The 12,842-nt window shown below is 67.5% G+C and carries 12 protein-coding genes and 1 tRNA gene; 5 read left to right on the top strand and 8 right to left on the bottom strand.

Going from position 1 to position 12,842, the window contains the following annotated elements; translation table 11 throughout:
• Window positions 1-4: 4 nt before the first annotated feature.
• On the bottom strand, window positions 5-1,495 hold the full coding sequence (gene gatA / locus ACV22W_RS20370) for an Asp-tRNA(Asn)/Glu-tRNA(Gln) amidotransferase subunit GatA (RefSeq protein WP_448021312.1): 1,491 nt from the start codon (window positions 1,493-1,495) through the stop codon (window positions 5-7).
• A gap of 66 nt (window positions 1,496-1,561) precedes the next feature.
• A complete protein-coding gene (gene gatC, locus ACV22W_RS20365) occupies window positions 1,562-1,861 on the bottom strand; it encodes an Asp-tRNA(Asn)/Glu-tRNA(Gln) amidotransferase subunit GatC (protein WP_006407213.1) in 300 nt (99 codons plus the stop codon).
• Between the two features lie 367 nt (window positions 1,862-2,228).
• On the opposite strand from gatC, the gene ACV22W_RS20360 reads away from it, so the two are divergent.
• From ACV22W_RS20360 to rodA, 5 genes are all read left to right on the top strand, one after another.
• Complete coding sequence (locus ACV22W_RS20360; protein ID WP_004189550.1) at window positions 2,229-3,272, top strand: rod shape-determining protein; 1,044 nt, start codon at window positions 2,229-2,231, stop codon at window positions 3,270-3,272.
• Window positions 3,273-3,399: 127 nt separating this feature from the next.
• A complete protein-coding gene (gene mreC / locus ACV22W_RS20355) occupies window positions 3,400-4,455 on the top strand; it encodes a rod shape-determining protein MreC (RefSeq protein ID WP_448021310.1) in 1,056 nt (351 codons plus the stop codon).
• Window positions 4,452-4,964, top strand: coding sequence for a rod shape-determining protein MreD (gene mreD, locus ACV22W_RS20350; protein ID WP_009687274.1), 513 nt, complete (start codon window positions 4,452-4,454; stop codon window positions 4,962-4,964). The genes mreC and mreD overlap by 4 nt, the downstream gene beginning before the upstream one ends.
• Before the next feature lie 109 nt (window positions 4,965-5,073).
• Window positions 5,074-7,359, top strand: a complete 2,286-nt coding sequence (gene mrdA / locus ACV22W_RS20345; RefSeq protein WP_448014901.1) for a penicillin-binding protein 2 — start codon at window positions 5,074-5,076, stop codon at window positions 7,357-7,359.
• A gap of 11 nt (window positions 7,360-7,370) precedes the next feature.
• A complete protein-coding gene (gene rodA / locus ACV22W_RS20340; protein ID WP_175911150.1) occupies window positions 7,371-8,519 on the top strand; it encodes a rod shape-determining protein RodA in 1,149 nt (382 codons plus the stop codon).
• A 109-nt stretch (window positions 8,520-8,628) separates the two neighbouring features.
• On the opposite strand, the gene ACV22W_RS20335 is transcribed toward rodA, so the two are convergent.
• From ACV22W_RS20335 to ACV22W_RS20310, 6 genes are all read right to left on the bottom strand, one after another.
• Window positions 8,629-9,405, bottom strand: coding sequence for a tetratricopeptide repeat protein (locus tag ACV22W_RS20335; RefSeq protein ID WP_448021308.1), 777 nt, complete (start codon window positions 9,403-9,405; stop codon window positions 8,629-8,631).
• Window positions 9,402-10,187, bottom strand: coding sequence for an HpcH/HpaI aldolase family protein (locus tag ACV22W_RS20330; RefSeq protein ID WP_448021306.1), 786 nt, complete (start codon window positions 10,185-10,187; stop codon window positions 9,402-9,404). Before ACV22W_RS20330 ends, ACV22W_RS20335 begins: the two co-directional genes overlap by 4 nt.
• Window positions 10,188-10,463: 276 nt before the next feature.
• On the bottom strand, window positions 10,464-10,916 hold the full coding sequence (gene queD / locus ACV22W_RS20325; RefSeq protein WP_044847357.1) for a 6-carboxytetrahydropterin synthase QueD: 453 nt from the start codon (window positions 10,914-10,916) through the stop codon (window positions 10,464-10,466).
• A gap of 18 nt (window positions 10,917-10,934) precedes the next feature.
• Window positions 10,935-11,567: a 7-carboxy-7-deazaguanine synthase gene (queE, locus tag ACV22W_RS20320; RefSeq protein ID WP_059468636.1), complete on the bottom strand. Its 633-nt coding sequence runs from the start codon at window positions 11,565-11,567 to the stop codon at window positions 10,935-10,937.
• Between the two features lie 75 nt (window positions 11,568-11,642).
• On the bottom strand, window positions 11,643-12,377 hold the full coding sequence (queC, locus tag ACV22W_RS20315; protein WP_448021304.1) for a 7-cyano-7-deazaguanine synthase QueC: 735 nt from the start codon (window positions 12,375-12,377) through the stop codon (window positions 11,643-11,645).
• Between the two features lie 350 nt (window positions 12,378-12,727).
• Window positions 12,728-12,803 (bottom strand) — tRNA-Phe (locus ACV22W_RS20310).
• Window positions 12,804-12,842: the final 39 nt, after the last annotated feature.

Here is a 12,842-nt window from a genome sequence, read left to right as displayed (position 1 = left end):
ATGCTTACACCCCCGCCGGAACTTGCTTGTGCCAGTCGGTCGCGCGCTGGAACGCGTCGGCGACCTGCAGCATCCGGGCTTCGTTGAAATAGTTGCCGATGATCTGCAGACCGACCGGGCGCTTCGCGTTCGCGCCGGCGCCGAAGCCGCACGGCACGCTCATGCCGGGGAGGCCTGCGAGGCTCACCGACAGCGTGTAGATATCCGCGAGATACATCTGCACCGGATCGTCGCCCTTCGCGCCGAGATCCCATGCGACCGTCGGCGACGCCGGGCCCATGATCACGTCGCAGGACTTGAACGCTTCCTGGAAATCGTTCGCGATGATGCGGCGGATCTTCTGCGCCTGCAGGTAGTACGCGTCGTAGTAGCCGTGCGACAGCACGTAGGTGCCGACGAGAATACGGCGCTTCACCTCGGGGCCGAAGCCTTCGGCCCGCGACTTCTTGTACATGTCGAGCAGGTCGCCGTACTGCGCGGCGCGGTGGCCGAAGCGCACGCCGTCGAAACGCGACAGGTTCGACGACGCCTCGGCCGGCGCGATCACGTAATACACGGGGATCGACAGTTCCGTCTTCGGCAGCGACACCGGCACGAGCGTCGCGCCAAGCGCCTCGTATTGCTTGAGCGCCGCGTCGATCGACGTGCGCACGTCGTCGGCGAGGCCTTCGCCGAAATATTCGTTCGGCAGGCCGATGCGCAGGCCCGCGAGCGGCTTGCCCGCTTCGTTGCCCGGCGCCCACGGCTGGCCGATGTGGCGCGTGAAGTCTTCGTCGTCGCGCTCGAGGCTCGTCGAGTCGCGCTCGTCGAAGCCGGCCATCGCGTTCAGCAGCAGCGCGCAGTCGGACGCGCTTTGCGCCATCGGGCCGCCCTGGTCGAGCGACGACGCGAACGCGATCATCCCGTAGCGCGACACGCGGCCGTAGGTCGGCTTGATACCCGTCACGCCCGCGAACGACGCGGGCTGGCGGATCGAGCCGCCGGTGTCGGTGCCGGTCGCGGCCGGCGCGAGGCGCGCGGCGACGGCCGCCGAGCTGCCGCCCGAGCTGCCGCCCGGCACGGCGTTCGTGTCCCACGGGTTCTTCACGGCGCCGAACGCCGAATTCTCGTTGGACGAGCCCATCGCGAACTCGTCCATGTTGGTCTTGCCGAGCGTGACCATGCCGGCCGCCTGCAGGCGGGCGACGACGGTCGCGTCGAACGGGCTCTCGTAGTTCGCGAGCATCTTCGAGCCGGCGGTCGAGCGCCAGCCGCGCGTGACGAACACGTCCTTGTGCGCGATCGGCAGGCCGGTCAGCGCACCGCCCGCGCCGCGCGCGAGTTCGGCGTCGGCGGCCTTCGCCTGCGCGAGGGTGAGGTCGGCGTCGACATGGACGAACGCGTTCAGGTCGCGTGCCGCGTCGATCCGTTTCAGGTAGAGCTGCGCGAGCTCGACGGCCGAGCATTCCTTGGCGGCGAGCGCGGCGCGCAGTTCGGTCAGGCTTTTTGCGTGCATTGAGTGGTTTTCCTGGGAATTCTGGGTGGCGCGCGGCGCGAAGGCGGCGCGCTTGTCATCGAATGCTTACTCGATCACCTTCGGCACGAGATAGAGGCCGTCCTGGACGGCCGGCGCCGGACGCTGGTTGTCGTCGCGATTGACGACTTCCGTCACGGCGTCGTCGCGCAGGCGCTGCGCGACTTCCTGGATCTGTTCGATCGGATGGGCGAGCGGCGCGATGCCGGCGGTGTCGACCGCCTGCATCTGCTCGACGAGCCCGAAGAATTCATTGAGCTGGCCGAGCGTATGCTCGGCGTCGGCGTCGGCCATTTCGAGTCGCGCCAGGTGCGCGATGCGTTTCACATCGGTCAGGGTCAGGGCCATGCGATCACCGGAAAAACAAGGCTGCGCAGCGCATCGAAAACCGCGCTGCGGCGGGGGGTTGGAGGGTGCGATCCCACCCTCAAAAATCGGGGCCGAAGCGGCAAAAATACCGTCCGTTTCGATTCAAATACCGTGAAATTATAAGGTATCATTACGCGTTCGACCCAAACCCGGCAGCCTTTTCCCGCACCGTTTCGCCCCGCTTCGGCAAGCCGTGCGTGCTTCGTGCGATCCCCGGTAGACATCACTCGCAGCTTCGTGCGCCGCGGCGGCCGCTTCCGCCACGCTTCCCGAGGCTGTTATTTTTTCCGCTGCCGCCCTCAGCGTTCGCTATGCAGGGCCGGCCCAGAGCGAAACAGGATTCTGAATGTTCGGTTTTTTGCGCAGCTACTTCTCCAACGATCTGGCGATCGACCTCGGCACCGCAAACACCCTGATCTACATGCGCGGCAAGGGCATCGTGCTCGATGAGCCGTCCGTCGTGTCGATTCGCCAGGAAGGCGGCCCCAACGGCAAGAAGACGATCCAGGCGGTCGGCAAGGAAGCCAAGCAGATGCTCGGCAAGGTGCCGGGCAACATCGAGGCGATCCGCCCGATGAAGGACGGCGTGATCGCCGACTTCACCGTCACCGAGCAGATGATCAAGCAGTTCATCAAGACGGCGCACGAGTCGCGCATGTTCTCGCCGTCGCCGCGCATCATCATCTGCGTGCCGTGCGGCTCGACCCAGGTCGAGCGTCGCGCGATCAAGGAAGCGGCGCATGGCGCCGGCGCGTCGCAGGTCTACCTGATCGAGGAGCCGATGGCGGCCGCGATCGGCGCGGGCCTGCCGGTGTCGGAAGCCACGGGCTCGATGGTCGTCGACATCGGCGGCGGCACGACGGAAGTCGGCGTGATCTCGCTCGGCGGCATCGTCTACAAGGGCTCGGTGCGCGTCGGCGGCGACAAGTTCGACGAGGCGATCGTCAACTACATCCGCCGCAACTACGGGATGCTGATCGGCGAACAGACCGCCGAGGCGATCAAGAAGGAAATCGGCTCCGCGTTCCCGGGCTCCGAAGTCAAGGAAATGGAAGTGAAGGGCCGCAACCTGTCGGAAGGCATTCCGCGCAGCTTCACGATCTCCAGCAACGAAATCCTCGAAGCGCTGACCGATCCGCTGAACCAGATCGTGTCGTCGGTGAAGATCGCCCTCGAGCAGACGCCGCCGGAACTCGGCGCCGACATCGCCGAGCGCGGGATGATGCTGACGGGCGGCGGCGCGCTGCTGCGCGACCTCGATCGCCTGCTCGCGGAAGAAACCGGCCTGCCGGTGCTCGTCGCCGAAGATCCGCTCACCTGCGTCGTACGCGGTTCGGGCATGGCGCTCGAGCGCATGGACAAGCTGGGCAGCATCTTCTCGTACGAGTGATCGCCTAAGCAGTCCCGTTTGATATGGCGCACCCGCGGCGTGGCCGGATCGCTCGTTCAGAACGAACCGCCGCGCCGTTTGCGCGTCTGAGCATTATTTAACCGATCACACGCGCCCGGCGCCGACCATGGAATACAGTCCGCCGCCCCTCTTCAAGCAAGGTCCGCCCGCGCTCGCGCGGCTCATCTTCTTCGTCGCCCTCGCCATTGCGCTCCTCGTGTCGGACGCGCGCTTCAGCACGCTCGAAATCGTCCGCGGCGTGCTCGGCACCGTGCTGTACCCGCTGCAGCGCGCGGCGCTCGTGCCGCGTGACCTGTTTATGGGCGCGGCCGACATCGCCGTTACGGGCGCATCGCTGCGCCACGAGAACGACGCGCTGCGCAAGCGCAACCTGCAATTGTCCACGCAGGCCAACCAGGCCGCGGTGCTCACGCAGGAAAACATGCACCTGCGCGCGGTGCTCGAGCTGCGCCAGCACATCGCGACGCAATCGACGCCCGTCGAAATCCAGTACGACACCAGCGACCCGTTCACGCAGAAGATCGTGATCGGGCAAGGTTCGCAGCAGGGCATCCAGAACGGCGCGCCGGTCGTCAGCGAGGACGGCGTGATCGGCCAGATCACACGCGTGTTCCCGCTGCAGGCCGAAGTCACGCTGATCACCGACCGCGATCTCGCGATTCCCGTGCAGGTGCTGCGCACCGGCCTGCGCAGCGTGATCTACGGCACGCCGAAGGGCGACTCGCTCGACCTGCGCTTCGTGCCGACGAGCTCGGACCTCGTCGCCGGCGACGAACTCGTCACGAGCGGCCTCGACGGCGTGTATCCGCCGGGCCTGCCGGTCGCGAAGGTCGTGCGCGTCGACAAGCTCGCCGATACCGCGTTCGCGCGCGTGACCTGCGCGCCGGTCGCCGCCGTGCGCGGCGCGCGCCAGATGCTGGTGCTGCACTACCAGAACGACGTCCCGCCGCGCCCGGCCGAGCCCGATCCGGCCGCCGAGAAGAACGCGAAGGGCAAGAAGGGCGCCAAGGCCGCCGCGAAGGGCGACAAGGCCGACGCGAACGCGAAGGCAGCCGCCGTCGCGCCCGGCGCGAAACCCGCGCCGTCGGCACCCGTCGCTCCGGCCAAGCCCGCCGTCGCGCCCGCGAAGCCCGCGGCCGGGCAATCAGGAGCCCAGCGATGAACCGCCCGCAATACATCCTGCAGCCGGTCAACCCGTACTTCATCGTCTTCAGCCTCGCCGCCGCATTCCTGCTGAACCTGATGCCGTGGGGCCGCCTGCCCGGCGTGCCCGATTTCGTCGCGCTCGTGCTGCTGTTCTGGAACATCCACCAGCCGCGCAAGGTCGGGATGGGCGTCGCGTTCGCGCTCGGCATCCTGATGGACGTGCATGACGCGGGGCTGCTCGGCGAGCACGCGCTTGCCTATACGCTGCTGTCGTACGGCGCGATCACGATCCACCGCCGCGTGCTGTGGATGCCGATCGGCGTACAGGTGCTGTACGTCACGCCGCTGCTCGTCGTCGCGCAGCTGGTGCCGTTCGTGATCCGCCTCGTGATGGGCGCCGCGTTTCCCGGTTGGCGCTATCTGGTGGACGGCTTCGTCGAGGCCGCGCTGTGGCCGATCGCGAGCCACCTGCTGCTGATGCCGCAACGCCGCCCGGTCGACCCGGACGATACGCGCCCCATCTGAGCCGGACCGACCTTGAATACCCGCCGCCCCCACGCCCGCGCGCCGCGCTCCGGGGCGGCTCCTCGCCCGCGCGCGCTCGCCGCGCACGGGTCAGACCGATCGTAACCGCATGACCGAATTCAACGACACCCAACAGCAGCTCTCGAAGTTCCGCCTGCGCGTCGCGGCGGCGGGCGTGTTCGTGTTCGTCTGCTTCGGGCTGCTCGCGAGCCGCTTCTTCTACCTGCAGTTGATGCAGCACGGCAAATACGCGCTGCAGGCCGAGGAAAACCGCATTTCGGTCGCGCCGATCGTGCCCAACCGCGGGATCATCACCGATCGCAACGGCGTGGTCCTCGCGAAGAACTATTCGGCGTACACGCTCGAGATCACGCCGTCGAAGCTCGACGACACGCTCGACAACACGATCGACAAGCTGTCCGCGATCATCCCGATCGACGCGCGCGACCGCCGCCGCTTCAAGAAGCTGCAGGAAGATTCGAAGAACTTCGAGAGCCTGCCGATCCGCACGCGCCTCACCGACGCGGAAGTCGCGCGCTTCACCGCGCAGCGTTTCCGCTTCCCCGGCGTCGACGTGCGCGCGCGCCTGTTCCGCCAATACCCGCTCGGCACGACGGCCGCGCACGTGATCGGCTACATCGGCCGCATCTCGAAGCGCGACCAGGATCGCATCGACGCGATCAGCGACGACAACGACAGCGACCAGGAACACTACGATCCGCGTCGCGACGCGAACAACTACAAGGGCACCGACTACATCGGCAAGATCGGCGTCGAGCAGAGCTACGAAACCGAGCTGCATGGCCTCACGGGCTTCGAGGAAGTCGAGGTGACGGCCGGCGGCCGGCCCGTGCGCACGCTGTCGCGCACGCAGGCGACGCCCGGCAACAACCTCGTGCTGTCGCTCGACATCGGGCTGCAGCAGGTCGCCGAGCAGGCGTTTGCCGGCAAGCGCGGCGCGCTCGTCGCGATCGAGCCGAAGTCGGGCGACGTGCTCGCGTTCGTGTCGTCGCCGAGCTTCGACCCGAACTCGTTCGTCGACGGCATCGACCAGCAGACCTGGGACGAGCTGAACAACTCCACCGACAAGCCGCTCCTGAACCGCCCGCTGCACGGCACCTACCCGCCCGGCTCGACGTACAAGCCGTTCATGGCGCTGGCCGGCCTGACGCTCGGCAAGCGCTCGCCGGGCTGGGGCTTCCAGGATCCCGGCTACTTCACGTTCGGCGGCCACACGTTCCGCAACGACGTGCGCTCGGGCCAGGGCTGGGTCGACATGAACAAGGCGATCATGGTGTCGAACGACACCTACTTCTACATGCTCGCGCGCGACCTCGGCGTGAACGCGATCGCGAACTTCATGAAGCCGTTCGGTTTCGGCCAGATCACCGGCATCGACATCCAGGGCGAGGCGCGCGGGATCCTGCCGTCGACCGACTGGAAGAAGAAGGCGTTCAAGAAGGCCGCGCAGCAGAAGTGGTTCGACGGCGAGACGATCAGCCTCGGGATCGGCCAGGGCTACAACTCGTTCACGATCCTGCAGCTCGCGCACGCCACCGCGACGCTCGCGAACAACGGCGTCGTGATGAAGCCCCACCTCGTGAAGGAAGTCGAGGATCCGATCACGCGCGGGCGCCATCTGACCGTGCCGAAGGAAAGCGAAACGATTCCGCTCAAGCAGGCCGACATCGACGTCGTGAAGCGCGGGATGGAGAACGTGATCGAAAACCCGTCCGGCACCGCGTACAAGGTGTTCCGCGGCGCGCCGTACCTCGCGGCCGGCAAGACCGGCACCGCGCAGGTGTTCTCGCTGCAGGGCTCGAACTACAAGGGCCACCTGCTCGCCGAGCACTTGCGCGACCACGCGCTGTTCATCGCGTACGCGCCGGTCGACCATCCGCAGATCGCCATCGCGCTGGTCGTCGAGAACGGCGGTTGGGGCGCGCAGGCCGCGGGCCCGATCGCACGCCGCGTGCTCGACTTCTACCTCGTCGATCGCCAGAAACCGGAGAACGAGGCGGCCGCCGTCGCCGCCGCTGCGTCGGCGACCGAGCCGATCAACGCACCGGTGATCGGCGATGCCTCGAAGACCGTGTCCGTCGCGGCCGGCTTCAAGGCGCTTGCGCAGCCCGTCGTGCCGACCGCGGCCAGCGCGGCGGATGCGGCATCGGCCGCGTCGGCACCCGCTGCATCGGGTGCGGCCGGGGCAAGCGCGGCGCAGCCGGCCGTCGCGAGCGCCGCGGCGCCGATGCCCGCGAGCCTGCCGCCGATCCGGCGCCCGCACCGGCCACGCCGGCCCGCCAGCGACGCGCAGCCGCTCGCCACCGCGCCGCGCGACGACAACTCCCGTGCCCTGGCCGCCGCGAAAGCGGCGAACGCCGGCACCGCTCATTAACGGAGAAAGGCATGCAATTCGACAAGCGCGCCTGGCTCGACAAGATCAAGCAGATGTTCGCGGGCTTCGACCGCCCGCTCGCCCTCATCGTGTTCCTGCTGCTGTGCGTCGGCATCGTCACGCTGTACAGCGCGTCGATCGACATGCCGGGCCGCGTCGAGGACCAATTGCGCAACATCCTGCTGACGTTCGTGCTGATGTGGGTGATCGCCAACATTCCGCCGACGACGCTGATGCGCTTCGCGGTCCCGCTGTATTCGTTCGGGGTCGCGCTGCTGATCGCGGTCGCGCTGTTCGGGATGACCAAGAAGGGCGCGAAGCGCTGGCTGAACGTCGGCGTCGTGATCCAGCCGTCGGAAATCCTCAAGATCGCGACACCGCTGATGCTCGCGTGGTATTACCAGCGCCGCGAAGGCGGGCTGCGCTGGTACGACTTCATAGCCGCGTTCGGGATCCTGATGGTGCCGGTCGGGTTGATCGCCAAGCAGCCCGACCTCGGCACGGGCCTGCTCGTGTTCGCGGCCGGCTTCTTCGTGATCTACCTCGCCGGCCTGTCGTTCAAGCTGATCGTGCCGGTGCTCGTCGCGGGCGTGATCGCGGTCGGCTCGATCGCCGTGTTCGAAGAGCGCATCTGCCAGCCCGAAGTGCAGTGGCCGCTGATGCACGACTACCAGAAGCACCGCGTGTGCACGCTGCTCGATCCGACTTCCGACCCGCTCGGCAAGGGCTTCCACACGATCCAGGCCGTGATCGCGATCGGCTCGGGTGGCGTGCTCGGCAAGGGCTATCTGAAGGGCACGCAGGCCCACCTCGAGTTCATTCCGGAGAAACACACCGACTTCATCTTCGCGGTGTTCTCGGAGGAATGGGGGCTCGCAGGCGGCCTCGTGCTGCTGACGCTCTACATGGCGCTGATCGCGCGCGGGCTCTACATCGCCGCGCAGGGCGCGACGCTGTTCGGCCGGCTGCTCGCGGGCTCGCTCACGCTCGCGTTCTTCGTCTATGCGTTCGTCAACATCGGGATGGTGAGCGGCGTGCTGCCCGTCGTCGGTGTGCCTTTGCCGTTCATGAGCTACGGCGGCACCGCGCTCACGACGCTCGGCATCGCGATCGGGATGATCATGAGCGTCGGGCGACAGCGGCGGTTGATGAAGAGCTGACGCCGCGACACGGCACGCGGTAGCCGGCAGAGCAGTCTGCGGCAAAGGAAAACGGCGCATCGTGCGCTGTTTTTCTTTGGGCAGGTCGAATGCAGTGCGTGCCGCCCGCTCACTGCGGTGCCGCGCGCGGGGCCCCGTGGTCAGCGCCCGCGCCCGATGCCGGCTCCTGCGTCTTCAGGCGCGCGCTCAGCTCCTTGAATTTCAGCCCGGCCGTCTCGTCGCCCTGCGCGGCCGCGGCCGCGTAATACGCGCGCGCGATGTTCAGGTTCTGCGTGACGCCGTCGCCGCCGCGCTCGTAGAACGACGCGGTCACGTACTGTGCGGTCGGCTCGCCCGCGTCGGCTGCCTGCTTGTACCACGCGAACGCCTGCCGATTGTCGCGCGGTGTGCCGCGCCCGTCGAGGAACTGGTTCGCGAGCGACAGCTCGGCCTGCACGTGCCCCTGCTTCGCCGCACGCAGGAACCAACGGTGCGCTTCGGCCGGATTGCGCGCGACGAACTCACCATCGTCGAACATCCGTCCGTACACGTACTGCGCATGCGACATGTTCGCGTCGGCCGCCCGCTTCAGCCAGCGCAGCCCTTCGTCGACGTTCGCGGTCACGCCGACGCCGGTGAGCAGCATCATCGCGTAGTTGAACTGCGCGAGCCGGTCGCCGCGTTCGGCCGCGTCGTGAAACTGCACCAGCGCCGCGCGATAGTCGCCGGCGTTGTAGTCAGCCACCGCGGATTGCGTCTCGCGCGCCGGGTCCGGCTTCGCGTGCGGCGCATTCTGCGCGACCGCCGCGACGCACATGATCCACAGCCCGAGCATCGTACCGATCCGCGCGCGGACGCCGGCGGTGCACCGCGCACGTCCGGGTCCCGCTCCGTCACCATCGTTCATGACCGCACCTCCTGCAGCGCCTGGCGCGTCGCGCGCAGCAGCCAGCTCACGTCGGCCGACAGCGTTATCATCCGGTAGCCTGCCTCGCGATACTGGCGCGCGGTGGCGGTATCGTTCGCGAAGATGCCGACCGCGACACCAGCCTGCTTGCCGGCCGCGAGCACGCGCGCCATCGCGGTTTCGACGTCCGGGTGGCGGCTGTCGCCGAGATGCCCGAGGCTCGCCGCCAGATCGGCCGGGCCGACGAACAGGCAGTCGACGCCCGGCGTCGCGGCGATCCGTTCGACTTCATCGATACCCCGCGCCGACTCGATCTGCACGATCACCGCGACCTGCGCGTTCGCCGTCTGCAGGTAATCGCGGCGCATGCCGAAGGCCGCCGCACGCACCATGCCGGCCACGCCGCGCAGCCCGTCGGGGGAATCCGGCGACGGGAAGCGCGTGAGCCGCACTGCGTGCGCTGCCTCGTCGGGCGTCTCGATGCACGGGAACATCAGCGTGCGCGCGCCGGCGTCGAGCGCGCGCTTCACGAGCCACGGCTCGCCCCCCGGCACGCGCACGACGGGCTCGCTCGGCAGGTGCGCGGCGGCCAGCGCGCGCAGTTGCGACGCGACGTCGCGGCTGTCGTTCGGCGCGTGCTCCATGTCGATGCAGAGCCAGTCGTAGCCGGCGTGCGCGAGCGCTTCCGCGGCCGTTTCGCACCCGAGCGACAGCCACAGGCCATACAGCGGCTCGTCGCCGTCGTGCAGACGTTGTTTGAGGGAATTGGTGAGCGTGCTCATCGATACGGCCTCCGGGACGGAACGGCAATCGAACGGGACAAGCAACAAGCGAAGCGGGCGCAACACGGGGCCCTTGAACGTCAGTCGGCCGTGGGCGGCCGATCTGACAGCGCGGGCCGCGCGCTGGTACACGGATGCGTTTTCCGGTGCCACGCAGCGATCATAGCGCGGCGTTACGCGGAATGTGGGAACAGGCGGGAAGCAGCGCCGGACGTGGCCGACCGGCGCGGTGGCAAGCAGCCCGCGCCGGTTGGCGAGGCTGCCGAAAAGGCGGGATCAGCGGCCGGGCTGGCGCTCGACGTCGGCCCAGCAGTTCGGCGTTTCGTACAGACGCACGCGTTCCAGGCGCAGGTTCACGCCGTAGTGCGCGTCGTACACGTTCGCGAGGATGTCGAACGCGATCGCCGCGAGGTTCTCGACGGTCGGGATCCGGTCGAGCACGACGGTCTTGTGGTCGGCCATCTGCTCGAGGAACGAGCGCACGACTTCGTCACGCGCATAGACCAGGAACGCGTGGTCCCACTTGTTGACGAGGTGCTCGACCGCGAGCGCCTTCACGTCGGCGAAATCCATCACCATGCCGCGATCGGGCGCCCCCTCGGTATCGACGAGATCGCCGCGCAGCGTGACTTCGAGCACGTAGCGGTGGCCGTGCAGGTTCCGGCACTGGCTGCGGTGATCGGGAATGCGGTGGCCCGCGTCGAATTCGAGTTTTCGGGTAATCAGCACGATGTCAAAAGCCGTGGCTCAGGGAATGTTCAGATATTTGTGGGTCTGCATCGACAGCCGCCACTGCGGATGCCGCTTGCACCAGTCGATCGCGAGCTTCGTATTGAGATCGCGCGACGGGCCGTCCATCGGCTGCACGAGAAAATACTCGAAATCGAGCTTCGCGTAGTCGGCGAGCCGCTGGTTGTCCTGCGGGATCACGACCTTCAGTTCGTTGCCCTTCGTGACGACGAGCGGCGCGTCGGCCTTCGGGCTCACGCAGATCCAGTCGATCGTCTCGAGCACCGGCAGCGAGCCGTTGGTCTCGATCGCGATCTCGAAGCCCGCCGCATGCAGCGCGTCGACGAGCGGCTGGTCGAGTTGCAGCATCGGCTCGCCGCCCGTGCAGACGACGAAGCGATGCGCTTCGCCGTCCGGCCACAAGCCCGCGATCGTCGCGACGAGCGCTTCGGCGTCCTTGAACTTGCCGCCGTTCTCGCCGTCGGTGCCGACGAAGTCCGTATCGCAGAAACGGCACACGGCGTCCGCACGATCCTCTTCACGGCCCGACCACAGATTGCAGCCGGCGAACCGGCAGAACACGGCCGGACGGCCCGCGTTCGCGCCCTCGCCCTGCAACGTGTAGAAAATTTCCTTGACCGCGTAAGTCATCGTGCTTCGTCCGGCTCGCGCCGCTCGTTGTCGATCAGAATCCGTTGTTCATCCAGCGCCGCCTGCACACCCGCATCACAGCGGTGCTTCGGTCACCCGCTCGCCCTTCAGGTAAGCCTCGTAGCCGCGCTTGCGCAGCTTGCAGGCCGGGCATTCGCCGCAGCCGAAGCCCCACGCGTGCAGCTCCGCGCGCTCGCCCACGTAGCACGTGTGCGTCTCGACGCGGATCAGCTCGACGAGTGCCTCGCCGCCGAGTTGCTCGGCGAGTTGCCACGTCTGCGCCTTGTCCAGCCACATCAGCGGGGTCTCGAGCACGACGCGCGTGTCCATCCCGAGGTTCAGCGCGACCTGCAGCGCCTTCATCGTGTCGTCGCGACAGTCCGGGTAGCCCGAAAAATCGGTCTCGCACATCCCGCCCACCAGCACGCGCAGACCGCGGCGATAGGCGATCGCGGCCGCGATCGTCATGAACAGCAGGTTACGGCCCGGCACGAACGTATTCGGCAAGCCGTTCGCCGCGGTCTCGATCTCGATCGTGCGCGTCATCGCCGTATCGCTGATCGCGCCGAGCACCGACAGATCGATCATGTGATCGTCGCCGAGGCGGTCCGCCCACGCGGGAAACTGACGCTTCAGCGCATCGCGCACGCTTTCGCGACATTCGAGTTCGACGCGATGGCGCTGGCCGTAATCGAAGCCGAGCGTCTCGACCGTCTGGTAGCGTTCCAGTGCCCAGGCCACGCACGTGGCCGAGTCCTGCCCGCCGGAAAACAACACGAGCGCGCCGTCTTTAGCGTCTGTCCGAATCACCGTGATACTCCGTGAATGTGTAGGCTCGCGTCGCGCTGCGCCCCGGGGCCGGCTGCCGCCGGGCGGCCCGACGCGTGCCGGCCTGCGCCGGCTCGACCAGTATAGGCAGCGCGATCGGCCGCCAACGCGGTGGCGCGCTTATACCGCCCATCGCGCGGCATCGTTGCCGCGCGTCACGGCGGCGCCTGCGGGCTGCCCTGCCGTGCGCATGAAGCGATGCGCTAAGTCATTGAGCGGGCACGGATTTTATCACGCCCCGGCAAATGCTGCCGGGCGCGCCGCCGATGCCGCGCAAACCCACCACAAACGAAAAACCCCAAGAATCTTCCGATTCTTGGGGTTGGAACTGCTGGTGGCCTGGGACGGAATCGAACCATCGACACGCGGATTTTCAATCCGCTGCTCTACCAACTGAGCTACCGGGCCAACGAAGAAGGCAAAGTATATCCAGCCCCCATCATTTGC

Source organism: Burkholderia sp. AW49-1 (genome assembly GCF_053427845.1).
Note: the sequence above shows the minus strand (reverse complement) of the source record. Positions and strands in the feature narration are given on the sequence as shown.